At 61.5% G+C, this 25,351-nt stretch carries 28 protein-coding genes; 20 read left to right on the forward strand and 8 right to left on the reverse strand.

Features of this window, described 5'->3' with window-relative positions:
- The first annotated feature begins 29 nt into the window (after positions 1-29).
- Positions 30-1,436 (forward strand): MATE family efflux transporter, encoded by a 1,407-nt coding sequence (locus ROS217_RS16205; RefSeq protein ID WP_009818872.1) that lies wholly within the window; start codon positions 30-32, stop codon positions 1,434-1,436.
- Positions 1,437-1,488: 52 nt separating this feature from the next.
- Here ROS217_RS16205 and ROS217_RS16210 read toward each other — a convergent pair whose 3' ends face one another.
- Positions 1,489-2,490 (reverse strand): IS30-like element ISRssp4 family transposase, encoded by a 1,002-nt coding sequence (locus ROS217_RS16210; RefSeq protein WP_009817807.1) that lies wholly within the window; start codon positions 2,488-2,490, stop codon positions 1,489-1,491.
- Between the two features lie 354 nt (positions 2,491-2,844).
- On the opposite strand from ROS217_RS16210, the gene aroQ reads away from it, so the two are divergent.
- Together aroQ and ROS217_RS16220 are read left to right on the forward strand one after the other, a co-directional pair.
- The gene (aroQ, locus tag ROS217_RS16215) at positions 2,845-3,288 is read left to right on the forward strand and encodes a type II 3-dehydroquinate dehydratase (protein WP_009818874.1); all 444 of its coding nucleotides are present in this window, start codon (positions 2,845-2,847) and stop codon (positions 3,286-3,288) included.
- Positions 3,285-4,040, forward strand: a complete 756-nt coding sequence (locus ROS217_RS16220; RefSeq protein ID WP_009818875.1) for a LuxR family transcriptional regulator — start codon at positions 3,285-3,287, stop codon at positions 4,038-4,040. Before aroQ ends, ROS217_RS16220 begins: the two co-directional genes overlap by 4 nt.
- Before the next feature lie 365 nt (positions 4,041-4,405).
- On the opposite strand, the gene tsf is transcribed toward ROS217_RS16220, so the two are convergent.
- Positions 4,406-5,278: a translation elongation factor Ts gene (gene tsf / locus ROS217_RS16225; protein ID WP_009818876.1), complete on the reverse strand. Its 873-nt coding sequence runs from the start codon at positions 5,276-5,278 to the stop codon at positions 4,406-4,408.
- Positions 5,279-5,353: 75 nt separating this feature from the next.
- Positions 5,354-6,127, reverse strand: coding sequence for a 30S ribosomal protein S2 (rpsB, locus tag ROS217_RS16230; RefSeq protein WP_040650670.1), 774 nt, complete (start codon positions 6,125-6,127; stop codon positions 5,354-5,356).
- A gap of 258 nt (positions 6,128-6,385) precedes the next feature.
- On the opposite strand from rpsB, the gene ROS217_RS16235 reads away from it, so the two are divergent.
- The gene (locus ROS217_RS16235; protein ID WP_009818878.1) at positions 6,386-7,081 is read left to right on the forward strand and encodes a DUF502 domain-containing protein; all 696 of its coding nucleotides are present in this window, start codon (positions 6,386-6,388) and stop codon (positions 7,079-7,081) included.
- A 209-nt stretch (positions 7,082-7,290) separates the two neighbouring features.
- Here ROS217_RS16235 and ROS217_RS16240 read toward each other — a convergent pair whose 3' ends face one another.
- On the reverse strand, positions 7,291-8,064 hold the full coding sequence (locus tag ROS217_RS16240) for a 3-hydroxybutyrate dehydrogenase (RefSeq protein WP_009818879.1): 774 nt from the start codon (positions 8,062-8,064) through the stop codon (positions 7,291-7,293).
- A 281-nt stretch (positions 8,065-8,345) separates the two neighbouring features.
- Here ROS217_RS16240 and ROS217_RS16245 point away from each other — a divergent pair, with 281 nt between their 5' ends.
- The 12 genes from ROS217_RS16245 to ROS217_RS16295 all read left to right on the forward strand — a co-directional run bounded on the left by ROS217_RS16245 (position 8,346) and on the right by ROS217_RS16295 (position 18,856).
- Positions 8,346-10,175 (forward strand): extracellular solute-binding protein, encoded by a 1,830-nt coding sequence (locus tag ROS217_RS16245; RefSeq protein ID WP_040650671.1) that lies wholly within the window; start codon positions 8,346-8,348, stop codon positions 10,173-10,175.
- A gap of 52 nt (positions 10,176-10,227) precedes the next feature.
- On the forward strand, positions 10,228-10,341 hold the full coding sequence (locus ROS217_RS23635; protein WP_157046626.1) for an entericidin EcnA/B family protein: 114 nt from the start codon (positions 10,228-10,230) through the stop codon (positions 10,339-10,341).
- A gap of 133 nt (positions 10,342-10,474) precedes the next feature.
- Entirely contained in the window at positions 10,475-11,512 is a 1,038-nt protein-coding gene (gene alr, locus ROS217_RS16250) for an alanine racemase (protein ID WP_009818881.1), read from the forward strand.
- Positions 11,509-12,294, forward strand: a complete 786-nt coding sequence (locus tag ROS217_RS16255; RefSeq protein WP_009818882.1) for an MlaE family ABC transporter permease — start codon at positions 11,509-11,511, stop codon at positions 12,292-12,294. Before alr ends, ROS217_RS16255 begins: the two co-directional genes overlap by 4 nt.
- A complete protein-coding gene (locus ROS217_RS16260) occupies positions 12,291-13,037 on the forward strand; it encodes an ABC transporter ATP-binding protein (RefSeq protein WP_009818883.1) in 747 nt (248 codons plus the stop codon). The genes ROS217_RS16255 and ROS217_RS16260 overlap by 4 nt, the downstream gene beginning before the upstream one ends.
- Positions 13,034-13,495 (forward strand): paraquat-inducible protein A, encoded by a 462-nt coding sequence (locus ROS217_RS16265; protein WP_009818884.1) that lies wholly within the window; start codon positions 13,034-13,036, stop codon positions 13,493-13,495. The genes ROS217_RS16260 and ROS217_RS16265 overlap by 4 nt, the downstream gene beginning before the upstream one ends.
- Before the next feature lie 138 nt (positions 13,496-13,633).
- A complete protein-coding gene (locus ROS217_RS16270; RefSeq protein WP_009818885.1) occupies positions 13,634-14,398 on the forward strand; it encodes a DNA repair protein in 765 nt (254 codons plus the stop codon).
- Between the two features lie 55 nt (positions 14,399-14,453).
- Entirely contained in the window at positions 14,454-15,818 is a 1,365-nt protein-coding gene (radA, locus tag ROS217_RS16275; RefSeq protein ID WP_009818886.1) for a DNA repair protein RadA, read from the forward strand.
- Between the two features lie 26 nt (positions 15,819-15,844).
- On the forward strand, positions 15,845-16,405 hold the full coding sequence (locus ROS217_RS16280) for a CvpA family protein (protein ID WP_009818887.1): 561 nt from the start codon (positions 15,845-15,847) through the stop codon (positions 16,403-16,405).
- A 2-nt stretch (positions 16,406-16,407) separates the two neighbouring features.
- The gene (locus ROS217_RS16285) at positions 16,408-16,857 is read left to right on the forward strand and encodes a DMT family transporter (RefSeq protein WP_009818888.1); all 450 of its coding nucleotides are present in this window, start codon (positions 16,408-16,410) and stop codon (positions 16,855-16,857) included.
- A 125-nt stretch (positions 16,858-16,982) separates the two neighbouring features.
- On the forward strand, positions 16,983-18,437 hold the full coding sequence (purF, locus tag ROS217_RS16290; protein ID WP_009818889.1) for an amidophosphoribosyltransferase: 1,455 nt from the start codon (positions 16,983-16,985) through the stop codon (positions 18,435-18,437).
- Positions 18,438-18,592: 155 nt separating this feature from the next.
- Entirely contained in the window at positions 18,593-18,856 is a 264-nt protein-coding gene (locus ROS217_RS16295) for a hypothetical protein (protein ID WP_009818890.1), read from the forward strand.
- A gap of 73 nt (positions 18,857-18,929) precedes the next feature.
- On the opposite strand, the gene ROS217_RS16300 is transcribed toward ROS217_RS16295, so the two are convergent.
- Entirely contained in the window at positions 18,930-19,499 is a 570-nt protein-coding gene (locus ROS217_RS16300) for a biotin transporter BioY (protein WP_009818891.1), read from the reverse strand.
- A 108-nt stretch (positions 19,500-19,607) separates the two neighbouring features.
- Between ROS217_RS16300 and ROS217_RS16305 the strand changes: the two genes are divergently transcribed.
- The 4 genes from ROS217_RS16305 (at position 19,608) to ROS217_RS16320 (ending at position 23,034) form a co-directional block, all read left to right on the forward strand.
- A complete protein-coding gene (locus tag ROS217_RS16305; protein ID WP_009818892.1) occupies positions 19,608-20,261 on the forward strand; it encodes an SDR family NAD(P)-dependent oxidoreductase in 654 nt (217 codons plus the stop codon).
- A 72-nt stretch (positions 20,262-20,333) separates the two neighbouring features.
- Complete coding sequence (surE, locus tag ROS217_RS16310; RefSeq protein WP_009818893.1) at positions 20,334-21,116, forward strand: 5'/3'-nucleotidase SurE; 783 nt, start codon at positions 20,334-20,336, stop codon at positions 21,114-21,116.
- A complete protein-coding gene (locus ROS217_RS16315; protein WP_009818894.1) occupies positions 21,113-21,772 on the forward strand; it encodes a protein-L-isoaspartate(D-aspartate) O-methyltransferase in 660 nt (219 codons plus the stop codon). Before surE ends, ROS217_RS16315 begins: the two co-directional genes overlap by 4 nt.
- 56 nt (positions 21,773-21,828) lie before the next feature.
- A complete protein-coding gene (locus tag ROS217_RS16320; protein ID WP_009818895.1) occupies positions 21,829-23,034 on the forward strand; it encodes a M23 family metallopeptidase in 1,206 nt (401 codons plus the stop codon).
- A 9-nt stretch (positions 23,035-23,043) separates the two neighbouring features.
- On the opposite strand, the gene ROS217_RS24415 is transcribed toward ROS217_RS16320, so the two are convergent.
- The 3 genes from ROS217_RS24415 to ROS217_RS16330 are packed head-to-tail and all read right to left on the reverse strand — an operon-like array spanning position 23,044 to position 25,303.
- Positions 23,044-23,214, reverse strand: coding sequence for a hypothetical protein (locus ROS217_RS24415; RefSeq protein ID WP_009818896.1), 171 nt, complete (start codon positions 23,212-23,214; stop codon positions 23,044-23,046).
- Positions 23,211-24,347 (reverse strand): YeeE/YedE family protein, encoded by a 1,137-nt coding sequence (locus tag ROS217_RS16325; protein WP_040650672.1) that lies wholly within the window; start codon positions 24,345-24,347, stop codon positions 23,211-23,213. The genes ROS217_RS24415 and ROS217_RS16325 overlap by 4 nt, the downstream gene beginning before the upstream one ends.
- A gap of 14 nt (positions 24,348-24,361) precedes the next feature.
- Positions 24,362-25,303, reverse strand: a complete 942-nt coding sequence (locus ROS217_RS16330; RefSeq protein ID WP_009818898.1) for a sulfurtransferase — start codon at positions 25,301-25,303, stop codon at positions 24,362-24,364.
- Positions 25,304-25,351: the final 48 nt, after the last annotated feature.

Consider the following 25,351-nt stretch of genomic DNA (forward strand, 5'->3'; position numbering starts at 1 on the left):
CAGCATGCGTGATGTAACAGGAGCATGACATGGCCCTCACCGAGACCGGCGGCAGCTTTACCCGAGGCAATCTCTTTCGGCACATATCGGTGATGTCCTTCACCTCAAGCATCGGATTGATGGCGATTTTCGCTGTCGATCTTATTGATATCCTTTTCATTTCCATGCTGGGCCGCGAAGAATTGGCGGCTGCCGCAGGCTATGCCAGCACGGTCATGTTCTTTGCCAGCGCGGTCAATATCGGGCTCTCCATCGCCGCAGGCGCGTTGGTGGCGCAGGCAGAAGGGCGCGAGGATCGTGCCGCCGCCCGCGATTATGCCAGCACAACGGCCGTTATCGCCATCGGTGTTGGCCTCATTCTGCCGCTTCTGGCCTTGCCGTTCATTGACGACATTCTCGGGCTTGTCGGGGCCAAAGGGGCCATGCTCGATATGGCGGCCAGCTATCTCTGGATCATCCTGCCCACAACCTTTGTTTCTGGCCTCTCCATGGTCGCAGTGGCCGTGCTGCGGGCCTATGGCGACGCACGCGGCGCAATGTATCCGGCGCTTTTGGGTGCCGCCGTCAATCTCGTGATGGACCCGATCCTGATATTCAGCCTCAGCATGGGGCTTGAGGGGGCGGCATTGGCGACCGTGGTGGCACGCGTGGCGACCATGGTTCTGGCGCTCAGTCTCGCCATGTCCCGGTACAACGCATTTTCCAAACCGCATTTGGGATGTGTGCTGCGCGATTGCGGCGGCGCAATCAAGATTGCGGTGCCTGCTGTTCTGGCCACCGTCGCAACCCCGGTCGGGGCTGCCATCGTAACGCGGGAAATGGCAAAATACGGCGCGGATGCCGTCGCGGGCATGGCCGTGATCAATCGCCTTATTCCAGTGGTTTTCTCAGTCGTTCTCGCGCTTTCCGGAGCGATTGGCCCGATCTTTGGACAGAACTTCGGGGCAGGGCGACTGGATCGGGTGCAAGAGACCTTCTTTGACGGACTCAAATTTCTAGCTCTCTACGTGATCGCTATGTCGGCGCTGCTCTTCGTCTTCCGCGCTCCCATCGCGGACCTGTTCAATGCCACCGGCGAGATGCGCACCTTGCTTTACCTGTACCTCGGGCCGTTGGCCCTTGCGTCTTTCTTCAACGGCACGATCTTTGTCGCCAACGCCTCGTTCAACAACCTTGGGCATCCGGGCTATTCGACATCGGTCAACTGGGCGCGCAACACGTTGGGCATCTGGCCCTTTGCCATCGCCTTCGGAATGATCTGGGGGGCGCAGGGCGTGTTGTTGGGACAGGCCGTAGGTGGGGTGGTCTTTGCGGCGCTTGCCACCTGGCTCAGCTTGAGAGTGATCGAAGCCCCTTGCAAAGATCCGCTCTTGGGGCATTACGCGTGTCCGGATCATCGTATGCAGATCGTCATGAACCGCTGCAACCGGTCCTGACTACTGTGAACTCACGCTGAAGCGCAATTTCTGTGGGGTCATTTTATCTGGATCATGGCCCTCCTTCCATCAGTTTTGCCCGGAATACCTCAGCCGGTGTTTGATACCCCAGACACTTGCGTGGGGTCGCGTTGAGGCGGTCACAGATTGACCTCAAATATCGATCTGTGAACGCCGTGGGATCAGCCTTGCGGGACAGGTAGCGGCGCAGGCGATTGTTGGTGTTCTCGACCGTTCCTTTTTGCCACGGCGACTGAGGATCGCAGAACCATGGTTCGACGCCCAGACCATCCTTTAGATGCTGCCATGCGCTGAACTCAGTGCCGCGATCAAAGGTGATGCTGCGACGCGCTTCAGCTGGCAGGGGAGACAGGTTGGCGATCAGGCTCTCCATCACCGGTTTTGACTGGCGATCCGGGTTCTTCAAAACGAGAGCAAACCGGCTGACACGCTCGACCAGAGACGTCACATTGGCTTTGCCAAACTCCTTGCGGAACATCACCAGGTCGCACTCCCAGTGACCGAACTGGTCACGTTCGGCTATCGCTTCAGGGCGGTGCGCGATGGCCAATTCATCAAGGATATGACGCCCATGATGCCTCCGAGTTCCACGTGGCCTGCGGCGATGGCGATGCATGGGTAAGTGGCGGTAGAACTTCTCAGCACGGCCGGCTTTTGAATAGGCATATCGATAGATCGTCTCGTGGCTCACACGCATCGGATGGCGTTCCAGGCGCATACGTCCTGCAATTTGTTCAGGGGACCATCCGGCGTCAAAACCACACCGCACGGCAGCCATGATCTCGGGATATAAGATCAGCTTGCGATGCACCGCACGGCGATCTTCGCTCCGATCCTGCGCGGCCAACGCATGATAGCCGTTCAACTCAGGTTGATCGTCGAAACGGCACGAGTTGCGCTTGATCTCGCGGTAGATTGTCGATGCATCTCTGCACAACCGATCAGCGATCTCTTTGATTGATATCTTCGCTTCAAGCCATTTGGCCAGATTACGCCGTTCGTCGAGGTTCAGGTGAGGGTAGCAGCGTCCCATAAATTAACTCCATGCAATTCAATACCTTGTTAAAGAAATTGCACTTCATTTGTGAATTCACCCTACCCTAATCTATGTATCGCATAATCAGTATTATGTAACTTATATGTGGCAGCCAAGCCACATGTAGCGGTGTTAAAGTTAAAGTTTAATAAAGTATTACAACTAGTTACAGATAGATGTTAATTCACGACCCCAGTGAGGAGTAAGTTTTCTGCGACACCTTCCCTTGTCAGGTCAAGTTCACTAGGGTGTCCCAAGGTCGGCCTTACCGCTTGATCCACGAGATACGACCACAGAAGTCTCGACAGGCCAAGGATTTGCGGTTTAAGAGAAGGTCTCAGGAGCGAAGCCATGACCGCAATTCTATTTTTGAACGGACCAAACCTCAATCTTTTGGGGACGCGGCAGCCTGAGGTTTACGGGCGCACGACCTTGAAAGACATCGAAACGATGTGCCAAGCCGCCGCCGCTCAGCGCGGTGTCACCGTCGCCTTTGCCCAGAGCAATCACGAAGGTGCGCTGCTCGACGCCATTCATGCGGCTCGCGGAACCTATGACGGAATTATCCTCAACGCCGGAGCCTATACCCATACCTCCGTCGCCCTGATGGATGCGATCAGCTCCGTGGCCATTCCAACGATTGAACTGCATCTCTCCAACGTCCACGCCCGCGAGGCGTTTCGGCACCAGTCTTACATTGCGCGCGTGGCTGTGGGTGTGATCTGCGGCTTTGGCGCGCGGGGCTATGTCCTCGCACTCGACGCATTGCTTGGCCATCTGGAGAGTCCCGGATGATAGAAGCCTCCAGCATCAATGCCCTGTTGAATGCCGCATCTATCGAAGAACTCTGGGATCTGCACACCCGGTTCATGGCGGACTATGGCTTTGATCGTTTGATCTACGGCTACACGCGCTATCGCACCGCAACCTCTCTGGGCGACCCCGACGATTTTCTCATGCTGACGAACCACAGTCCCAGGTATACGGATGTCTTCGTGGGCGAAGGTTTGTATTTCAATGCCCCGATGGTCCGCTGGGCCCTCGACAATGACGGCGCCTGCTCTTGGTCCGTGTTGCGCGACATGATCGACAGCGGGACGCTGACCAAGCAAGAACGCCGGGTGTTCGAGTTCAACCAATCGCACGGTGTCACGGCAGGCTATTCCATCAGTTTCAAATCCCTCAGCCCACGCACCAAAGGGGCCATCGCCCTCACCGCACAAAAAGGCATGATGCAATCAGAAGTGGATGCGCTCTGGAAAAAGAGTGGCGAACAGATCCTCGCCCTCAATAATGTGGCGCATCTTCGGATTCTCTCCCTGCCCTATACCGCACCGGGCCGTGCCCTCACACCACGACAGCGCGAAGTGCTCGGTTGGGTCGGTGACGGCAAGACCGTCCAGGATATCGCGATCATCATGGGCTTGACCTCTGACACCGTGGAAAAGCACCTGCGTCTCGCGCGTCATGCGCTCTCAGTCGAAACCACAGCACAGGCGGTTCTAAAAGCTGCATTTCAGAATCAAATTTTCATTCTCGAGAAATAAAGTTCATTAAAATCGGATAGATATCAGATGGTATGGAATACCTTACTTTCCTGAGTTGACGTTACGTAGCATGATCTCACTGTTCCGTGAGTGGTGGCTATTTGCCTGGGAACACTTCGGATTGCGGAGCCTGTTTTATTGAGCAGGTGACGTCGTCCTTTCCGGTCCTGCCGGATGTCGGCCGTTGGTTCTTATTGATCGGAACTGACGGTCGGCGCCTATCTAAACGTCGTTTCATCCCCAATAGACGACGCGATCCAAGACCGGTGTCATCCCTCGGGGTGGCACCGGTTTCATTTTGGCGCCGCCGCGAATGAAAAAGGGCACCCCAAAGGATGCCCTTAATAGTTGAATATCACCAGAGCTTAGCCCTGTGCGACCTTGGCCACTTCTGCGGCGAAATCTTCTTCTTTCTTCTCGATGCCTTCGCCCACTTCCAGACGCACGAAACCGATGATCTCGGTGCCAGCGTCCTTGGCTGCTGCCTCGACGGTCAGGTCGGGGTTCATCACAAAGGACTGACCCATCAACGTCACCTCTGCCATGAACTTGGCCATGCGGCCCACGATCATCTTCTCGATCACAGCGTCCGGCTTGCCCGATTCGCGCGCGATGTCGATTTGAACCTGACGTTCCTTCTCGACAATCGCCGGGTCCAGAACCGCTTCGTTCAGCGCGGCGGGGTTGGTTGCGGCGACATGCATCGCCACTTGGCGGGCAAAGCCCTCATCACCCTTGAAGGCCACGAGAACGCCGATCTTGCCCATACCCTCGGCTGCGGCATTGTGGACATAGGCCACCACACCGTCGCCTTCGATCCGGGCCATCCGGCGCAGCGCCATGTTCTCGCCGATGGTGGCGATCTTGTCGGTCACGATATCAGCGACGGCCTTGCCATTCACTGTGGCGGCCTTCAGGGCCTCCACATCGGCCACACCGACAGCGGCATCGGCAATCGTAGCCACCATGCCCTGAAAATCAGCGTTCTTGGCAACAAAGTCGGTCTCGGAGTTGATCTCGACCGCCACACCGACGCCGCCCGCGACCTTGACCGCGACAAGACCCTCAGCCGCAGTGCGGCCGGATTTCTTGGCAGCCTTGGCCAGCCCCTTGGTGCGCAGCCAATCGACAGCGGCTTCCATGTCGCCATCGGTTTCGGTCAACGCTTTCTTTGCGTCCATCATGCCTGCGCCCGTGCTCTCGCGCAGTTCTTTAACCATTGCAGCAGTGATCGCCATACCGGCTCTCCTCAAATTAGTCTCGGGATTGGGGGCGGGATACCCCTGCCCCCATGTCAGTTTCATGACGCAGCTTCAGCTTTCGGCTTCGGCAACTTCGGCCAAGGCTTCTTCGACCGGCACATCTTCCAAGGCGCCCATATCGACGCCTGCCGCGCCCAACTGGGCGGACATGCCGTCCAGTGCCGCGCGGCTGACCAGATCGCAATAGAGCGCTATGGCACGCGCCGCGTCGTCGTTGCCGGGGATGATATAGTCGATGCCATCGGGCGAGCAGTTGGTGTCAACGATACCGACAACCGGGATGCCCAGCTTGTTGGCTTCGGCCACGGCCAGCGCTTCTTTCTTGACGTCGATGACGAACAGCATGTCCGGCACGCCGCCCATTTCGCGAATACCGCCCAGGCTCGCCTGAAGCTTGATCTGGTCGCGCTCGATGCCAAGACGCTCTTTCTTGGTCAGGCCTTCAGCACCGACTTCCATCATCTCGTCGATCTGCTTCAAACGCTGAATCGATTTCGACACGGTCTGCCAGTTGGTCAGCGTGCCACCGAGCCAGCGGTGGTTCATGTAATACTGAGCGCATTTTTCAGCAGCTTCGGCAATCGGCTGCGCGGCTTGACGCTTGGTGCCGACGAACAGAATGCGGCCATTCTTGGCAACGGTCTCGCGGATTGCATGCAGCGCCGCATCCAGCAGCGGCACGGTCTGCGTCAGATCCATGATATGGATGCCATTGCGCGCGCCATAAATGAATTCGCCCATACGGGGATTCCAGCGTTGCGTCTGGTGGCCAAAGTGAACGCCAGCTTCCAACAACTGACGCATCGTGAACTCGGGAAGAGCCATGTCTCGTTTTCCTTTTCCGGTTTTCGCCTCGGCATGGGAAGAGAAGCGGGTGCTTCAACCGGTGGACGGACAGGGATGTCTCCCCTGTCAGCCCGCCCATACCTGCGGGGTTCAGTGGCGCGCGTATACCTGCCCTCTTGGCCCGATACAAGCCCCAGTCCGGTATTTTGAACGTGACGTTCGACAGCGCCCGATGCCCCATTGTGAGCAGGCAATATTGTGCCTAGATATCCCCATGATCCGCGTGATGGAACCGTGATGAACACACCCTTTGACGATCTGCCCCCTCCACCGCGCAAACCCAGACGCTTGGGCGGTCTGCGCGCATCCTTTCTGACCGGGCTCGTGGTGATTGCCCCCGTGGGCCTGACGGTCTGGCTGATGTGGACTCTGATCGGTTGGGTTGATGGCTTCGTGCTGCCCCTCATCCCCGCGCAGTATCAGCCCGAGCAATATATCGGCATCAACCTGCGCGGTGTCGGCGTCATCATCTTCCTGATCTTCACGGTTCTTGTGGGCTGGATCGCCAAGGGGTTGATCGGGCGGTCCCTGATCCTTTTCGCGGAATCGCTTGTGAACCGGATGCCGGTGGTGCGCTCCATCTATTCCGGTGTGAAACAGATCGCCGAAACGGTCTTTGCCCAATCCGAACGCAGCTTCGAGAAAGCCTGCCTTGTCGAATATCCGCGCAAGGGGATTTGGGCCATCGGCTTTATCTCGACCGAGGCGCGTGGCGAGATCAGCGAAAAGGCTCATACCGACAGCGAGGTTCTGAGTGTCTTCGTGCCGACCACGCCCAACCCTACCTCTGGCTTTCTGCTGTATTTCCCGCGCGAGGATGTGATTGAGCTGGACATGAGCATCGAGGACGCGGCCAAACTGGTGATCTCTGCCGGTCTGGTCTATCCGGATCAGAGAAAATCCGAGGAAACGCGCAAAAAAGCCGGGGATTAGGGGGGGCTCTATACCCAGAGCCGCGCGGTCGCTGGGCCGGGGACTAGCGAAGCGACAGAGGTGGCTGCCACTTAATGCCTGCCAAATCCGTATGACCTCTCAGGGAAGCGCTCCCTCTCGAAATCGCTAGGCCGCGAGACGGCCCAGCGATCCGCGCGGCACCTTCGGTGCTATTCGCGCGGGGGCATAACCTGAGCCGGGGCTTCCCCTCAGAGCGCTGTCCAGCCTCCATCGACGCTGATCGTCGTGCCGGTGATCTGCGCCGCGGCATCCGAGCACAAAAACAACGCCGTGCCGCCCAATTGTTCGGTCGTGGCGAACTCCTTGGACGGTTGCCGCTCGAGCATGACCTTCTCGATCACCTCTTCACGCCCCATGCCGTATTTCTCCATCGTATCCGGGATTTGCGCCTCTACGAGCGGGGTCAGCACATAGCCCGGACAGATCGCATTGGCCGTGATCGGCTCTTTCGCGGTTTCCAGCGCCGTGACCTTGGTCAGCCCGACAATGCCATGCTTGGCCGCCACATAGGCGGATTTATAGGGGCTCGCGGTCAGACCATGGGCGCTGGCGATATTGATCACCCTGCCCCACCCCGCCTTGCGCATCATCGGCAGCGCAGCTGCGGTGGTGTGAAACGCGGAAGTGAGGTTGATCGCGATGATCGCATCCCATTTGTCGCTCGGAAACTCGTCAATCGGCGCCACATGCTGAATTCCGGCATTGTTCACCAGAATATCGCAGCGCCCCGCCTTTTCGATCAAGGCCCGGCATTGATCGCCCTTGGACATGTCGGCCTGAATATAGCGCACATCGACGCCGGTCTCCTTGGCGATTCGCTTGGCCAACGCGTGATCCTCTTCCGAATCGGTAAAGGAATTCAGCACGATATTCACACCAGCCCGCGCCAGTTCTTCAGCGATGCCCAGACCGATACCCGAGTTTGACCCCGTGATGATGGCGGTTTTACCTTTGACACTCATGCTCTGTCTCCCAATAACCATTGCGCGCGCAGCATATGTGCTGCATCTGCAAATTGCACGGGAATACCCATCACGCTCTCGCGAGCAGACCAAAAAAAACGCCCGCACGAAGCGGGCGTTAAGTTATTGAGGCAGGTTTCATACAGGCAAGAAACCTATCGAGCAGTGCCCCCTTTATAAGCAATCCTGCGCCACTGTCCAAGCTAAAAGTTTGAAAAGCCTTGAATCCCTCTCTAGGGTCCGGCCCAGACAAACAAGGATGATTGAGGATTGTCGCCAAAATGAGATCAGAATTTTTCCGCCACCTGAGGGCTGGATTGGCCGCGATCATCCTTGCTGGCACGGCCTCTCAGGCGGGTGCCGCCCCGGCGCATGGCATAGCTATGTATGGCGCCCCGGCGCTCCCACCTGATTTTGTGTCGCTCCCCTATGCCAACCCGGACGCACCGAGGGGCGGCGCGGTCGTCACCGGCAACGTGGGGGGCTTTGATTCGCTCAATCCCTTCATCCTGCGCGGCAATCCGCCGTGGCAACTGGCCAACCTCACCCACGAGACCCTGATGGGTCGGTCCTGGGACGAACCGTTCACGCTCTACGGTCTTTTGGCCGAATCGGTCGAGACGGACGACGACCGCCGATGGGTCGAATTCACCCTGCGCCCCGAGGCCCGATTCTCGGATGGCACCCCCGTCACCATCGAAGATGTGCTTTGGTCCTATGAGACCCTCGGCACCACGGGCCACCCGCGCTATCGCGGATTCTGGACCAAGGTGGACAGCATCGCCCAAACCGGCCCGCGCTCTCTGCGCCTGACCTTCACCGAAGATGATCGCGAATTGGCGCTCTTGGCCGGTCTCCGCCCGATCCTGCAAAAATCCCAGTGGGAGGGACGCGACATCACAGAGGCCGGGATTGATGACATTCCCCTCGGCACCGGCCCCTATGTGGTCAGCGATTACGAAATCAACCGTCACGTCACCCTGAAACGCAATCCCGACTATTGGGGCCGCGACCTACCCCTGCGGCGCGGCACCAACAATTTCGACGAAATCCGCATCGAATTCTACGGCGACGACACCGTGCTGAAAGAGGCGTTCAAGGCGGGGCTTGTCAGTTACGTGCGCGAATTCAACGCCGAGGCTTGGGCCACACAGTATGATTTTCCCGCTGTTGCGCGCGGCGAGATAACCCTAAGCGAAATCCCCCATGGCAAACCCTCGGGCATGACCGGCTTTGTCATGAACACCCGTCGCCCCCCGCTGGACGATTGGCGCGTGCGCGAGGCGCTGATCACCGCGTTCAATTTCGAGTATATCAACGACACCCTGACCGGCGGACGCCAGCCGCGCATCACCTCTTATTTCTCCGGCTCCGAACTCGGGATGGATCACGGCCCCGCCACGGGCCGGGTGCGTGATCTCTTGACCCCCTTGGCCGATACTCTCCCGCCCGGCACGCTTGAGGGCTACAGCCTGCCCGTCGGCGACGGCACCGCGCGCAACCGCACCGCCCTGCGCCGCGCGGTGGACCTCCTGAACGAGGCGGGCTGGCAGGTCCAGAATGGGCGGCTTGTGAATGCAGAGGGGACACCCCTGTCCCTCACCGTCCTTTTACAACAGGACGGTCTGATCGCACAGGCAAGCGCCATGATGGATATCTACGCCCGCGCCCTCGAGCGGCTCGGCATCACGCTCAAGGTCGAAATGACCGACAAGGCGCAATATGCCGAACGCGAGGCGCAGTTTGACTTTGACCTCACCATGATGCGCCGCTCTCTGTCGCTCAGCCCCGGCAATGAACAGACCTATTATTGGGGCGCCGACTATGCCGACCAACCCGGCAGCCGCAATCTCATGGGCATGAAATCCTCCGCCGCCGAGGCGATGATCCGCGCCATGCTGACCGCCCGCGACCGCGCCGAATTCGTCGCCGCCACCCGTGCGCTCGACCGGGTACTTATGGCGGGGCGCTATGTGATCCCGATCCATCAATACAGCGTGGGTCGTATTGCGCATAAGTCACAGTTGAAATACCCTGACGATAGGCTGCCGATCTATGGGGATGGCATTGGCTTTCTCCCCGAGGTATGGTGGTTCGAGGCAAACGAATAACAAAAAGCAACGAAACAGAGCAATAAAACAGAGCAATAAAACAGGCATGAGCATGCGAAAACTGATTGCACTCGCCCTCCTTGCGACGCTGGCCGGATGTGCCACTGTCGACGGTGTGGGCCGTGACATATCGGGTGCCGCGCGCGGCGTTCAGAGCTGGTTCTGATCCGCCGACGGCCCACCTCCCGACGAGATTTGCGTCGCTTGCGCCTCGATGGGCGCAGGCCCCGAGGCTATGACCGGGAACCAATCATGCCTTTCCCCTTGACGCCCCCGTCCATCCTGTCAAAACCCGGCCTATGAGCACTGCATTTCTTACCATCGACCTTGATGCCATCACCGCCAATTGGCGCGCCTTGGATGCCATGACAGCGGGCGAGACCGCCGCCGTGGTCAAGGCGGATGCCTATGGCTTGGGTGCGGCAAAGGTGGCGCGCAGCCTCGCGCGCGCCGGTGCCCGCCACTTCTTTGTCGCTGTCGCCGAAGAAGGCGCAGCCCTGCGCGACACGCTCGGGAGCGGACCTGCGATTTATGTGTTTTCCGGCCATATGCCCGGTGACGCGGATATGATCGGCGACATGCACCTGACCCCGATGATCAATTCGCTTGAGCAGATGATCCGCCATGTCGAATCCTTGCCGGGGCACCCCTTCGGCATCCAGCTTGATAGCGGCATGAACCGCCTCGGCATGGAACCCGGCGAATGGGCCGCGCTGCGCGACATCGCCTTGGCCCAGGATCCGCGCCTGATCATGTCGCACCTCGCCTGCGCCGACGAGTCGGATCATGCGATGAACCCGCAGCAGCTTGCCACCTTCCGCGAGATGACTGACGGGCTCGATGTGCCGCGCAGCCTTGCCAATACCGGCGGCATCTTGCTGGATGCGGCCTATCACTTCGATCTGGCCCGCCCCGGCATCGGCCTCTATGGCGGCCGCCCCTTTGCAGAGGCGCGCGCCGTCGTCACCCTCGACATTCCCGTGATCCAATGCCGCGATCTGGCACCGGGCGAAACAGTTGGCTATGCCAACGGTTTTACCGCCCCCCGTGAGACCCGCATCGCCACGGTGGCGGCGGGCTATGCCGATGGCATCCTGCGCGCCATGGGGCCGAAAACCAGCCTCTGGGCCGAAGATATCCCCTGCCCCATCGCAGGTCGCATCTCGATGGACCTGATCTGCGTTGATATCACCGATCTGGGCCATGACCCCAAGAGCCTGCAACTTCTCGGGCCATACCAGAGCATCGACACGCTGGCCGATCACGCCGATACCATCGGCTACGAAATCCTGACCTCATTGGGGGCGCGCTATACGCGACGCTATATCGGCGGATGAATTTTATTCTCGGCTTTCTGGCCAGCATTGGCCGCACCGTTCTGAACGGGCTGGCATCTATGGGCCGGATTGCGCTTTTCGCCAGTGATACACTCAGCCATCTGGCGCGGCCCCCCTTCTACTGGCGCGAGTTTTTGCATGCGCTGGTGCAGATCGGCTGGCTCTCGCTGCCCGTTGTGGGCATGACGGCGCTCTTCACCGGCGGCGCGCTCGCGCTTCAGATCTACGCCGGCGGCGCGCGCTTCAACGCCGAAACCGTGGTGCCCTCGATTGTCGCGATTGGCCTCACCCGAGAGCTTGGCCCGGTCCTTGGCGGCCTCATGGTCGCCGCGCGCGTGGCTTCTTCCATCGCCGCAGAGATCGGCACGATGAAGGTCACAGAGCAGATCGACGCGCTCACCACCCTCTCCACCAACCCGATGAAATACCTCACCCTGCCCCGCGTGCTGGCCGCGACCCTCGCCGTGCCGGTTCTGGTCGGCGTGGGCGATGTGATCGGCATCATGGGCGGGTTTCTGGTGGGCGTCGGACGGCTCGATTTCTCCGCCGCCACCTATCTGCACAACACCATGGATTTTCTCGAAACATGGGATGTGGTCTCGGGCCTGATCAAGGGCGCGGCCTTCGGCTTTATCGTGGCGCTGATGGGCTGCTACTACGGCATGAACTCGGGCCGCGGCGCACAGGGCGTGGGCCGCGCCACCAAATCGGCGGTTGTCGCCGCTTCCGTGCTGATCCTCGCCTCCAACTACATCCTGACAGAGGTGTTTTTCTCGTCATGATCGAACTTAAAAACGTCCACAAAGCCTTCGGTCCCAACCGCGTCCTGCGCGGCGTGAACCTCACCATTCCCTCGGCCACCTCGCTCGTCATCATCGGCGGCTCAGGCACTGGCAAATCCGTGGCGTTGAAATGCGTTCTCGGCCTCATCCGCCCCGATAGCGGCACGATCACGCTGGACGGGCAAGACGTGACACGCGGCGACCGCGACGCCTTTCTCGCCCGTTTCGGCATGCTCTTTCAGGGCGGCGCGCTCTTTGACTCGCTCCCCGTCTGGCAAAACGTCGCGTTCCGCCTCTTGCGCGGCTCGCTCAAACGCCCGCTCCCCGAGGCCCGCGAAATCGCCATCGAGAAACTGCGCCGTGTCGGCCTCAAACCCGATGTCGCCGATAAATTCCCCGCCGAGCTTTCGGGCGGCATGCAAAAGCGCGTCGGCCTCGCCCGCGCCATCGCGGCGGAACCCGAGATCATCTTTTTCGACGAGCCGACGACCGGCCTTGATCCGATCATGGCTGGCGTGATCAACGACCTGATCCGCGAGATTGTCACCGAAATGGGCGCCACCGCCATGACCATCACCCACGATATGACCTCCGTGCGCGCCATCGCCGACAATGTCGCCATGCTACATGACGGGGTGATCAAATGGACCGGGCCGGTGTCCGAGATGGACAACTCCGGCGATCCCTATCTCGACCAATTCATCCACGGCAGGGCTGAGGGACCGATCGAGGCGGTGCGGTGAACGCAGCCCTGCGATACGGAAATCTGGCACTTCTGGTGCTCTTCCCCCTCGCCTGGTTCGCGCCCCTGATGCGCGCGGGCATCGACCTGCCACTCTTCGGCCTCTCCGAAATCAGCATCATCTCCGGCCTGCAAGCCCTCTGGCAGAGCGACGTCTACCTGGCCCTTCTGGTCACCGTCTTTGCCCTCTTTGCCCCCTATCTCAAAACCATCGGCCTCGCCCTCCTGCACTTTGGCCTCCTCTCGCCCCGCGCCCTGCCCGCGCTGCATGTCATGGGCAAACTCGCCATGGCCGATATCTTCCTCATCGCGCTCTATATCATCGTGGTCAAAGGCGTGGGCTTGGCGAGGGTCGAGGTGGCCTGGGGTCTTTATCTCTTCACCGCCTGCATCCTCGCCTCGCTGGCGATCAGCCTCGGTCAGCGCCACACGCCTCAAAATCACCCCGATATTCTCTAGAGCCTCGCACCAATCGCGCAGCGCTCACGCCACACTCCCCTAAACTTGACTCTGGATTGATTGAATTAATCCTTTGCCTTTCGAGCAATCGGCGTAAACTTGCTTATATTGGAAATGATCTTTCGAGGGGGGGAAGTCATGACCGACTATTTTAGATCCGCGGCGCTGCTGACACAGTCCATTTTGCAACGCATTGCCTTTTTGACCCTTCTGCTCTGCGCGCTCACCCTGAGCGCTGCCACCATTGCCGCCAGCGTGGGCGCCCTGCCCTGGCTCGATTTCAGCGTGGGCTTTGGCGGCGTGATCTATCACAACGCAGGCCAATTCGCGCAGATTGGCCTCACGATTCTGGCGATTTTGCTCTGCGCCTACTTGCCCACCAACGCCCGCATCATGGCACTCGAAACCTCGCACCGGCGCTTCAACATCGGGATGCAGGACGTGGCCCGCGCCTACCACGCAGCCCATGCGGCGGATCGTGCCGGGCTCTTTCGCCTTTCGTCGGAATTTGACGCGGTGCGCGAACGTCTCGCCTACCTGCGCGACCATCCCGATCTCGGCACGCTAGAGCCGGACCTCTTAGAGGTGGCGGCGCAGATGTCCCATATCAGCCGGGAATTGGCGCAGGTCTATTCCGATGACCGCATCGCCCGCGCCCGCAGCTTCCTCACGCAGCGCCAGCAAGAGGTCGAGGCATTCAATGTTCGACTTGATCAGGCCAAACAGATCACCCGCGAGCTCAGACACTGGTCCCACGAGGTCGAGTTGGAGGAAAGCGTCGCCGCGAGCCAGTTGCAACGGCTGCACGACGCGTTGCGCGAGGTGCTGCCAGAACTGGGGCTTGAGGATATGCTGCGCCGTGACGGCACCGTGATCGACATGACCCAAAAAGCGGCGGAATAACCACGCCATAGGTTTCGCATTTGACCGCGCCCGCCGCTTGGGGCATCAGGCGCATATGGCAAAACCCGGCACCTTCACCTGCACGGCCTGCGGCGCGGTTCACAACCGCTGGTCGGGGCGTTGCGACGCCTGCGGCGAATGGAACAGCATCATCGAAGAAGCGCCGCTCTCGACCGGCCCCAAGAGCAAGACACTGGGCGGCAAACGCGGCACGCCCCTCACCCTCACGGACCTCTCGACCGAAGAGGCCCCGCCGCCCCGCACCCTCTCGGGCATCGGCGAGCTTGACCGCGTTCTGGGCGGCGGCCTTGTGCCTGCCAGCGCGGTTCTGGTGGGCGGCGATCCGGGTATCGGCAAATCCACACTGCTCTTGCAGGCCGCCGCGCAATTTGCGGGCGCTGGCCTCAAGACCTTCTACATCTCCGGCGAAGAGGCCAGCGCGCAGGTCCGCATGCGTGCGCAGCGCTTGGGTCTTGGCAATGCCCCCGTCAAACTCGCCGCTGCCACATCGCTGCGCGACATCCTGACCACGCTCGAATCCGAGAAACCCGATCTCGTGATCATCGACTCGATTCAGACCGTCTGGTCCGACACGGTCGAGGCCGCCCCCGGCAGCGTAAGCCAAGTGCGCGCCGCCGCCCATGAACTGACCAGCTTTGCCAAACGCTTTGGCACCTCCGTGATCCTCGTCGGCCATGTCACCAAGGACGGCCAGATCGCCGGCCCCCGCGTGGTGGAACACATGGTTGATTGCGTGCTCTATTTCGAGGGCGAGCGCGGGCATCAATTCCGCATCCTGCGGTCCGTCAAGAACCGTTTTGGCCCCGCCGATGAAATCGGCGTCTTCGAGATGACCGGTGCGGGGCTGGCCGAGGTTGCCAACCCCTCTGCCCTCTTTCTCTCGGGGCGCGGCGCGCCCACTCCCGGCTCGGTTGTCTTTTCGGGGATCGAGGGCACGCGGCCCTTGCTTGTCGAAATGCAGGCGCTCGTCGCGCCCACGCCCCATGCTCAACCGCGCCGCGCCGTTGTCGGCTGGGACGGCGCGCGTCTGGCGATGATTCTCGCCGTGCTCGAGGCGCGCTGCGGCATCCCCTTTGCCGGGCTTGATGTCTATCTCAACGTCGCGGGTGGCCTCAAGATCAGCGAACCCGCCGCCGATCTTGCGGTCGCCGCCGCCCTTCTGAGCGCGCGCGAGGACAAAGCCCTACCGGCAGATACGGTCGTTTTCGGCGAAATAAGCCTATCCGGGGCCCTGCGCCCGGTGGGGCAGACCGAAAACAGGTTGAAAGAAGCGCAAAAACTTGGTTTCACAGCCGCGATCACCCCGTCGGGTGGCAAGACGGCGGGCGACAGTGGCCTCAAACTCACCCATATGGGGGATTTGACCACATTCGTAGGTGACATATTCGGCGCAGGTTAGGCGTCTATCGGGACAGGAAGAGGCATATGGAAGGTTTTACCATCATCGACGGCGTCGTGGCGCTTTTCATCGTGCTCTCGGCGCTCTTGGCCTATTCGCGCGGCTTCGTGCGCGAATCCCTGGCCATCGCGGGCTGGGTCGTGGCGGGCCTCCTCGCCTTTATCTTCGCGCCGCAGGTGGAACCGCTGGTCAAGGAAATCCCGGTGGTTGGCGAATTCATCGCCGATAGCTGTGAATTGTCGATGATCGGTGCGTTCGCGGTGGTCTTTGCCGTGGGTCTCATCATCGCCTCGCTGATCACGCCGCTCTTTTCCTCGCTGGTGCAACGCTCGGTTCTGGGCGGTCTTGACCAAGGGCTTGGCTTTGTCTTTGGCGTAGCGCGCGGTGTGCTGCTCATCGCCATCGCTTATTTCGTCTATCAGACTGTGATCTCCTCACAATCCATCCAGATCATCGACGACAGCCGCTCGGCGCGGGTCTTTTCGCAACTGACCGGCAAGATCGAGGATCGCAACCCCGACGAGGCGTTGGGCTGGATCACCCGGCAATACGAGGATCTGATCGGCAAATGCGAGGCTCCGCAGTAAGCATGCTCCCGCAAAGCCCGGTTTTTGCCCTCATTCTGATGGCCGTGGCCGGGCTGGCCATCGCCATTCAGGCGCCGCTCAACGCGGCCCTTGGGCGCACCATCGAAAGCTCGGTCGCAGCGGCGGCTGTTTCCTTTGGCGTGGGCTTTGTGGCGCTGGTGCTCTTGGTGGCCCTCTCCGGCGACAGTGCCGCCTTTGGTCGCGCGGCCCTCGCCCCGCTCTGGCTTTTGCTCGGCGGCCTGCTTGGGGCTTTCTTTGTCTGGGCCTCGCTCTGGAGCGTGCCGGTCCTGGGCGTGCTCACCACCACGGCGGCGCTGATCCTTGGACAGATCGTCGGCGCAATGGTGCTCGACTACATCGGTGCCTTCGGCATCGCCGCGAGGGATCTGTCGCTGACCCGCGTGATGGCCGCGCTCTTGGTCGGGGCAGGTGTCATTCTCTCGCGCTTCTGATCCAGAACGGGCCGCATCGCGTCCCAACGTTATCTGTGATAGTTTCGTGACATGTCCGGCCTGAGGGCGTATGACACGCCCAAGCGATATCCACGGATTCGGAGCTGCCCGCTTTGCCCAAACAAATGCCCCCCGCTCACCCTTTCGATGATGACAAACTGAAGGAGGAATGCGGAATTTTCGGCGCAATCGGTCTGACCGATGCGGCAAATTTCGTGGCCCTCGGCCTGCACGCGCTGCAACATCGCGGCCAAGAGGCTGGCGGCATCGTCAGCCACGATCCTGAACTCGGCTTCAATTCAGAACGCCGGTTTGGGTATGTGCGCGATAATTTCACCAGCCAGTCGCTGATGGAACGGCTGCCCGGCCCGCTGGCCATCGGCCATGTCCGCTACTCCACGGCTGGTTCCAAAGGGGCGGCGATCCGCGATGTTCAGCCCTTTTTCGGTGAATTTTCCATGGGCGGTGCGGCAATTGCCCATAACGGCAACATCACCAACGCCATTGCGCTGCGCAAGGAACTGATCGAGCGCGGCTCGATCTTTCAGTCCAGCTCGGACACCGAATGCATCATTCACCTGATGGCCCGCTCGCTCCAACGCAATATCCCCGAACGGATGGAGGATGCGCTGCGTCGGGTCGAAGGCGCGTTTTCAATCGTCGCCATGACCCGCACCAAGTTGATTGGCGTGCGTGATCCCTTGGGCGTGCGGCCCTTGGTCTTGGGTCAATTGGGAGAGGGCTGGATTCTCAGCTCGGAAACCTGCGCGCTCGACATCATCGGCGCGCGCCATGTCCGTGAAATCGAACCGGGTGAAATGGTCGTCATCTCGGCCAAGGGTGGCGTCGAGAGCCATTTTCCCTTTCGCCGCCAGTCCTCGCGCTTCTGCATCTTCGAACATGTGTATTTCTCGCGTCCTGATTCGATCATCGGGGGCCGCTCGGTCTATGAAACCCGCCATCAGATCGGTGTAGAGCTGGCCCGCGAGGCCCCTGTTGATGCCGATCTCGTCTGTCCCGTGCCCGACAGCGGCACGCCAGCCGCCATCGGCTTCAGCCACGAATCGGGCATCCCCTTTGCGATGGGGATCATCCGCAATCAATACATGGGCCGCACCTTTATCGAGCCCACCGAACAGATCCGTAACATGGGCGTGCGTCTCAAACTCAACGTCAACCGCGCCCTGATCGAGGGCAAGCGCGTGATCCTCGTGGATGACAGCGTCGTGCGCGGCACCACCAGCCGCAAGATCAAAGAGATGATCCTCGATGCTGGGGCCGCCGAGGTGCACTTTCGCATTGCCTCGCCGCCTACCGCGTGGCCCTGCTTTTACGGGGTGGATACACCGCAGCGGGAAAAACTGCTCGCCGCCACCATGTCCGAGGACGAGATGCGCGACCATTTGCAGGTCAACAGTCTCAAGTTCATCTCGCTCGACGGTCTCTATCGTGCCGTGGGCGAGGCAGGCGGGCGCAACACCAAATGCCCGCAATATTGCGACGCCTGTTTCTCCGGCGAATACCCCGTTGCACCGTCCGACATGATCGACAAGGGTTTCGAGCTGAAAGCCGCCGAATAAGAGCCCGCCGCTCAGCCGTCACTCAGGCGGCTGAGCGGGTCTTTGCGCGGCGATGCTGCATTGCGGCAACTCTCCGCCGACACCAAACCCGCCCTCTTTCTCCCCCGTCAGCACCCGTCTAGACGCCCCTTTGAGCATTGCACAAAGAGGTACGCGTGACAGAGCACACAGAAACCCCCGCCGCCACATTGGATGCCGCCACCAATCGCGCGGCCCTGCCGGACGCACGTCTGACCCTGATTGGCACCCTGCATGGCCCGGACCACGCCCGCGCGCTTTTGCGTATCGGCCGCACGGTGCACACCGTTAAAATTGGCACCGACCTTGGCAGCGCTACAGTCGCCGCCATCGGTGAGGGGGTCTTGATCCTTGCGCGCGACGGTGGGCGCAGCGAACGGCTCAGCCTTCCCGCCTCCTGATCCTCTGGACGCACAGAAAAACGCCGCTCCCATGCAGGAGCGGCGTTCGTTGTTTCAACGGTTTGGTGCTGGTTCAGCCCTTGCGCGCGCGGACCAGGGCGGTTGCCCCGGTGACGATCATCGCCGCCAGAACGGCCTTGACCACATCCCCCAGCAGGAAGGGGGCCATCCAACCGGACCACAGCGCATCCGCGCTCTTGCCCAGCATCGCCGCAGGCCATGCCAGACCCGGCAGATAGAGCAGCGCCGAAATCCCCACGCCACAAATCGCCGTGGACACGACGCCCCGCGCGACGCCGCGCTCAACGGCCAAACCGGCAAGATAGGCCATGGCAACAAACCCAAACAGGAAACCGGCCGTCGGTCCCATCAGAGCCACGCCGTTCAACCCACCTGCAAAGACCGGCAGGCCCATCGCTCCCTCGGCCAGATAGGCCAGCAGCGTCAGCGCGCCGAGGCGTGATCCAAAGGTCAGACCGACCATCAGAATCGCCAAAGTCTGAAGCGTGAGCGGCACCGGATAGAACGGCACGCTGATCTGAGCTGCCACTGCAATCAGGAAAGAGCCGCCCAAAACCAGCCCCGCCTTGCGGAGCAATGTGTCGTGGCCGATCACGGCCTTGGTCAAAACTGTATCGCGCATTGGTCGCGTCCCTCTGTTATGTCTCTGAAATGACTTTTTCGCTGCATGTGCGAGAAAGTCAAGCGATTGCCCTTGAATTGCCGCGCAACTGGTGGGATTTCCCTACGCATGGAAACTCAGAACTCCCTCCCGATCGCTCTCGTGACCGGCGCGTCGCGCGGTCTGGGTGCCGCCATGGCCGAGGCCCTGGCCAAAACCCATCACGTCGTTGCCGTGGCCCGCACCACCGGCGCGCTCGAAGACCTCGATGACCGCATTCAGGCGGCGGGCGGTCAGGCGACACTGGCACCGATGGACGTTACCAATGTTGGAGCGATGGCGCAGCTATGCCGCTCGATCCATGACCGCTGGGGCGCGATTGCCACTTGGGTGCATGCGGCGGTGCATGCCGCCCCCCTGACCCCGGTGGCGCATCTGTCCGAGGGCGATTGGTCCAAATCCGTGGCCTGCAACGTGACCGCCACCGGGATTCTGATCCCCTTCATAGCGCCCCTCTTGGGCACCAGCGGGCAAGCGATCTTTTTCGACGATCCGCGCGCGGGCGAGAAATTCTATGCGGCCTATGGCGCCACCAAAGCCGCGCAAATCGCCCTCGCCCGCTCTTGGCAGGCCGAGACTGCCCAGACCGGCCCGCGTGTTCACATCCTCACGCCCCATCCGATGCCCACCGCCACCCGCGCGCGCTTCCACCCCGGCGAAGACCGCGAGACCTTGGCCTTTCCCCGCGACGAGGCCGCGCGCCTGCTTGCAGAATTGATCTAAGCTGCGTCCCGTGCTTGCCGCGCGCGCCCTCGGCAGCTAGACAGAGACCAAGCAAGAAAAAGGGGCAGACCGATGCGCATTCTGATCACCAATGACGACGGCATCAATGCCCCCGGCCTTGTCGTTCTCCACGACATCGCCACCGCCCTCGCCGGTGACACTGGTGAAGTCTGGACCGTGGCCCCCGCCTTTGAGCAATCCGGCGTTGGTCACTGCATTTCCTACACCCGCCCGATGATGATCGCACAGATGGGCCCGCGCCGCTTTGCCGCCGAGGGCAGCCCCGCCGATTGCATCCTTGCGGGCCTGCATGACGTGATGAAGGACGCCCGCCCGGACCTCGTGCTCTCTGGCGTCAATCGCGGCAACAATGCCGCCGAAAACGCGGTCTATTCCGGCACCGTCGGGGCCGCGATGGAGGCGGCGCTTCAGGGCGTGCCCGCCGTGGCCCTCAGCCAGTATTACGGCCCCGGCAACCGCGATCTCGACGACACATTCGAGGCCGCGCGCGTGCATGGCCTGCCCACGCTGCAACGCCTTCTGGACAAGGGTGTCTGGACCAAGGACGATTACGGCATTTTCTACAACATCAACTTCCCGCCCGTACCTGCCGCAGAGGTCAAGGGCCTGCGCGCCGCCCGTCAGGGCTTTCGCCGCGATATGGGCTATGGGGTGCAGCCGCATGTCTCGCCCTCGGGTCGTCGCTTTCTCTGGGTCACGGGCGCCCCCCAGCACGAACCCACCAGCCCCGGATCAGATGCCGATGTGAACCTTCAGGGGTATATCTCGGTCACTCCCATGCGTGCGGACCTGACCGCCCATGACGCGTTGGAGGCGCTCAGGGCGATCGAATGACCGACGGGGACGATCACCATATTGCCGAACGCAAGATGCAGTTTCTCTTTGCCCTGCGCTCCAAGGGCGTGACCGATGCGCGCGTGCTCACGGCAATGGAACAGATCGACCGTGGCCCTTTCATCCGGGGTTATTTCGCGGAACGCGCCTATGAGGATATGCCGTTGCCCATCGCCTGCGGCCAGACCATCAGCCAGCCCTCGGTGGTGGGGCTGATGACACAGGCGCTCAAGGTTTCCAGCCGCGACAAGGTGCTCGAGGTCGGCACCGGCTCTGGCTATCAGGCAGCGATCCTGAGCCAGTTGGCCCGCCGCGTTTATACCGTCGACCGTCACAAACGACTGGTCACCGAAGCATCAGAGATCTTTCGCGCCCTCGATCTGACCAATATCACGGCCCTGACCGCCGATGGCAGCTTCGGTTTGCCCGATCAGGCGCCCTTTGACCGCATAATCGTGACCGCAGCCGCCGAAGACCCGCCCGGCCCCCTATTGGCCCAGCTTAAAATCGGGGGTATCATGGTCGTGCCCGTGGGTCAGTCCGATGCCGTGCAACGGCTGATCCGCGTGACCCGGCATGAGACCGGATTTGACTATGACGAATTGCGCCCGGTGCGCTTTGTTCCTCTGATCGAGGGACTGGGACGCGACGGCTGAGTAGAGCGCGAGACACAGTAACCAAGGCCCCGGCCAACAAGGGGCCACTCAAGAGGATGATCGAGATGCGCAAATTCCCACGCTCCGCACCGTTGCTGGCGACCATGGCCTTGGCCCTTGCCGCCTGCGACCAACCGCTGGATCTCGATGTGCGCGGGGCCTTTGGCAACGCGCCCAGCACCGCAGAGGCCGCGCGCAACGCGACGGCCCCGCGTCCGCAACCGGATGCGCGCGGCATCATCTCCTATCCCGGCTATCAAGTCGCGGTGGCCGAGCGCGGTGACACTCTGGCCAGCCTCGCCCGCCGCATCGGTGCCGACCCCGGCGAAGTGGCCCGCTTCAACGGCATGCAAACCGGCGACCCGCTCCGCACGGGTGAAATCATCGCCCTGCCCGGTCGTGTGGCAGAGCCGCTGGGCGGCCCGATTCAGACCACTCCGGGCGTGGATATCGGCACTCTCGCCGATGGCGCGATCCGCCGTGCGGATTCGCAGACTGTCACAACCTCGGAACTGCCACCCGCAACGCCCGGCACCGCCGCCCCGGCACAGGTCGGCGCGGAGCCGGTCCGTCACAAGGTCGAGCGCGGAGAGACCGCCTTTTCCATCGCCCGGCTCTACAATGTCTCGATCCGCAGCTTGGCCGATTGGAACGGGCTTGGGTCTGACTTCTCGGTCCGTGAAGGTCAGTTCCTGCTGATCCCCGTCGCCCTTCCGGGCGAGAAAACCGAACCGTTCAATGAGGCCGATGTCGTCACCGTCACGCGGCCGGGTGCTGGCTCGCCCACGCCGACGCCGCCGAGCGCCTCCAAACCCCTGCCAGACGAAAAGACCACGCCCAAGGCTGCGCCCGTTGAAACCATCGCCGCCCCGGATTTGGGTAAAACCGAAACCACGACCACCGCGGCGCGTATGTCCTTCCCGGTCAACGGCGACATCATCCGCGAGTATTCCAAGGGCCGCAATGACGGCATCGACATCTCCGCCACCCCTGGGGCACCCGTCGTGGCGGCCGATGCGGGCACAGTCGCTGCGATAACCGAGGACACAAATGGTGTGCCGATCATCGTGGTGAAACACGCAGGCTCGCTCCTGACGGTCTATTCCAACGTCGATGCTCTGACCGTGAAAAAGGGCGATAGCGTCACCCGCGGTCAAAAACTCGCCGAGATCCGCCGCACCGGCACGCCTGCCCTGCATTTCGAGGTGCGCGACGGGTTCGATAGTGTCGATCCGATGCGCTTCCTCGGGGCGTCGTCCTGAGCGTTGCGATTACTTTGGTGGCGGGGCAGCGCAATGCGCCCCCGCCGCAGCCATCCCTGATCCAAGCGCCAGCATCGGCACAGCGCCATAGGGATTGAGCGGGTCTGACGCCCCAGCGTCAAAGGCAATGAACCCCGCCACAAGAACCAATACCGCCGTTGTTACATGCGCCCGGATCATTTGCGCGTCTCCAATCCCAGAGAGGGCCGCAGCCGGATGCCAACCCAAGACCCGGCAAAGGCCGCGACAAACCACACCCAGCCATGCGCGGACCCGGTGCCGATGCCGCTGAAGAACGCCCCGATATTGCAGCCGAACGCCAGTCTTGAGCTATAGCCCAGCACCAGCCCCGCGATGATCACCGCACCCCAGGCGCGTGCAGGCAGAAGGCCCACCGGCGAGGCCAGACCGGCCCGCCACCATGCCATCAACGCCGCCCCCCCGATCAACCCGAAATCGGTGAGCGAGGTCACATCCGTCAGCACACTTGCGGCCACCTGTGCCTGATTGCCCGGTGCCGACCAGAACGCCGATCCCGACAGATCGCCCCCCACAGCCACAGCCACCTTGGCCACCCAGAGGCCCAGACCATAGACCACGCCCCAGGGCTGACCGGCCACCACCAGATGCACGATCGCCAATCCCGCCAGCGCCAGAATCGCGCCCCAATAGCGTGCAGGCAGACGATACGAGCCGGGCTTGCCCAGCAGGAGCGCCAGACCAGCCACCGCCGCCAACCCGATCAACGTGAGTGCCAACCCCTGCCCACCGCTGAGCACCACCACCGGCATACTGCCAAGATTGGTCCACCAGGTCAGGTGGTAGGCACCCCCAAAACTGCCAATCGCAAAGAATGGCAGCGCCACGGCGCCAATGGCATTGCCGCTTCCGGCATTGACCAGCGTGCCGGATCCACAACCCATCACGATCTGCATCGCTGCGCCGAAAACAAATGCACCGCCGATCATCGCCAGCCCGATAGGCGCATGCGCGCCCTTCAACTCTGCGCCATTCGCCGCCAAGAGCGGAAAGGCGACGCTGGCCACAATGGCAATGCAGATGAGCTGCGCCACAAGGCCCGAGGCGTCCCGCTCGAGGATCATCCGCCGCCACGGCCCGGTAAAGCCAAAGCGGAACCCCTCCAGCGTCAGGCCAAAGCCGAGACCGATCAGCAACAAGAGACCAAAGCGCGGCCCCGCCAGCAGGGCCACCGCCAGAACCACCGCCCCCACAGCCACCAGCATCCCGGCACGCGACAGGGTGCCGGGGCTGGATGGAATCCCCGGAGCGGACGCAGAGGCGGTTTGGCTCATGTTCGGACCTCCTGTCAGTACTTGCCGGTGATCTTGTTCAGCAGATTCTGGAACAGTCCCGGCACATTGGCCATTTCATAGCCAGAGTTCGACCAACCGACCATCGACTCCGGATACATCCGCACGCCCTCGATACCAGCCACTTCGCTCAGCGCGAACCAGTTGGTCGCGGCCCAATGCCCGGTGTTGCAAAACGACACCAGCCGGTCACCCGCCTCAAACCCGTTCTGTGCGGCCAATTCCCGGATCAGGTCCGGCTTGATCAACGCGGGCTCATCCTGACCGAACCAACGATCATGGGTGAAATACCGCGACTGCGGCAGTGTGCCGGGCTTGGCCGCTGCCGCATGTTTGGTTTCGCCCTTCCAAAAGGCTTCGGGCCGTGCGTCGATCAACTCGGCACTGTCCTTGCCATCCACAATGGCTTTCACATCCTCGCGGGTCGCCGTCCAGGTCGGGTCATATGTGACCGTGATCGTGCTCGGTGTGATCGTCTTGGCTGCACCCTTTTCAACCGGCTTGCCCGCCTGTTGCCAGGCGTTCATCCCCCCGTTGAGGATTGCCAAATCCTGAATGCCGCTTGATTTCAACGTCCAATAGACCCGCGCCGCAGCCCCGAAATCGGTCTGATCGCTGCCTTGATGCACCACGACAATCTGGCTGCCCTCGGTCACGCCAAGATTGCGCAAGACGTCTGTCATGGCCGCCTCGGCGACCAACTCGCCGGGGTTTTCCGCCGGTCCCCGAAAGAGACCGTATGGCGCCGGAAGCGCTCCGGGAATGTGGCCCGCCTCGTAATCCGCGCCTGTGCGGATATCCAGCACGATCACCTCTTGCGTGGCCTGCGCTTGTGCCACGGCGTCGGGGTCCGTGAGCGGCCCCAACTGTGCAACGGCGGTCAAAGGTGCGACCGCAAGTGCCGCCGCCAACCCCAATTTCCTGAACATGTCAAACATGATGTATCCCCTTGCTGTCCTGTCGCAGAACCTAGGCTTGTGCCAGAG

It is taken from the genome of Roseovarius sp. 217, assembly GCF_000152845.1.
Classification (GTDB): domain Bacteria; phylum Pseudomonadota; class Alphaproteobacteria; order Rhodobacterales; family Rhodobacteraceae; genus Roseovarius.

Coding starts and splice junctions, on each gene's coding strand:
- ROS217_RS16210 (WP_009817807.1), bottom strand. CDS start 2,490: ATGGGACGCTGCTACCCTCACCTGAACCTCGACGAACGGCGTAATCTG.
- ROS217_RS16280 (WP_009818887.1), top strand. CDS start 15,845: ATGGAAGGTTTTACCATCATCGACGGCGTCGTGGCGCTTTTCATCGTG.
- ROS217_RS16320 (WP_009818895.1), top strand. CDS start 21,829: ATGATCGAGATGCGCAAATTCCCACGCTCCGCACCGTTGCTGGCGACC.
- ROS217_RS16270 (WP_009818885.1), top strand. CDS start 13,634: ATGACCGACTATTTTAGATCCGCGGCGCTGCTGACACAGTCCATTTTG.
- ROS217_RS16240 (WP_009818879.1), bottom strand. CDS start 8,064: ATGAGTGTCAAAGGTAAAACCGCCATCATCACGGGGTCAAACTCGGGT.
- ROS217_RS16315 (WP_009818894.1), top strand. CDS start 21,113: ATGACCGACGGGGACGATCACCATATTGCCGAACGCAAGATGCAGTTT.
- ROS217_RS16245 (WP_040650671.1), top strand. CDS start 8,346: ATGAGATCAGAATTTTTCCGCCACCTGAGGGCTGGATTGGCCGCGATC.
- alr (WP_009818881.1), top strand. CDS start 10,475: ATGAGCACTGCATTTCTTACCATCGACCTTGATGCCATCACCGCCAAT.
- purF (WP_009818889.1), top strand. CDS start 16,983: ATGCCCCCCGCTCACCCTTTCGATGATGACAAACTGAAGGAGGAATGC.
- radA (WP_009818886.1), top strand. CDS start 14,454: ATGGCAAAACCCGGCACCTTCACCTGCACGGCCTGCGGCGCGGTTCAC.
- ROS217_RS16255 (WP_009818882.1), top strand. CDS start 11,509: ATGAATTTTATTCTCGGCTTTCTGGCCAGCATTGGCCGCACCGTTCTG.
- rpsB (WP_040650670.1), bottom strand. CDS start 6,127: ATGGCTCTTCCCGAGTTCACGATGCGTCAGTTGTTGGAAGCTGGCGTT.
- ROS217_RS16285 (WP_009818888.1), top strand. CDS start 16,408: ATGCTCCCGCAAAGCCCGGTTTTTGCCCTCATTCTGATGGCCGTGGCC.
- ROS217_RS16325 (WP_040650672.1), bottom strand. CDS start 24,347: ATGAGCCAAACCGCCTCTGCGTCCGCTCCGGGGATTCCATCCAGCCCC.
- surE (WP_009818893.1), top strand. CDS start 20,334: ATGCGCATTCTGATCACCAATGACGACGGCATCAATGCCCCCGGCCTT.
- ROS217_RS23635 (WP_157046626.1), top strand. CDS start 10,228: ATGCGAAAACTGATTGCACTCGCCCTCCTTGCGACGCTGGCCGGATGT.
- ROS217_RS16330 (WP_009818898.1), bottom strand. CDS start 25,303: ATGTTTGACATGTTCAGGAAATTGGGGTTGGCGGCGGCACTTGCGGTC.
- ROS217_RS16305 (WP_009818892.1), top strand. CDS start 19,608: ATGGAAACTCAGAACTCCCTCCCGATCGCTCTCGTGACCGGCGCGTCG.
- ROS217_RS24415 (WP_009818896.1), bottom strand. CDS start 23,214: ATGATCCGGGCGCATGTAACAACGGCGGTATTGGTTCTTGTGGCGGGG.
- ROS217_RS16300 (WP_009818891.1), bottom strand. CDS start 19,499: ATGCGCGATACAGTTTTGACCAAGGCCGTGATCGGCCACGACACATTG.
- ROS217_RS16235 (WP_009818878.1), top strand. CDS start 6,386: ATGAACACACCCTTTGACGATCTGCCCCCTCCACCGCGCAAACCCAGA.
- ROS217_RS16220 (WP_009818875.1), top strand. CDS start 3,285: ATGATAGAAGCCTCCAGCATCAATGCCCTGTTGAATGCCGCATCTATC.
- tsf (WP_009818876.1), bottom strand. CDS start 5,278: ATGGCGATCACTGCTGCAATGGTTAAAGAACTGCGCGAGAGCACGGGC.
- ROS217_RS16205 (WP_009818872.1), top strand. CDS start 30: ATGGCCCTCACCGAGACCGGCGGCAGCTTTACCCGAGGCAATCTCTTT.
- ROS217_RS16260 (WP_009818883.1), top strand. CDS start 12,291: ATGATCGAACTTAAAAACGTCCACAAAGCCTTCGGTCCCAACCGCGTC.
- aroQ (WP_009818874.1), top strand. CDS start 2,845: ATGACCGCAATTCTATTTTTGAACGGACCAAACCTCAATCTTTTGGGG.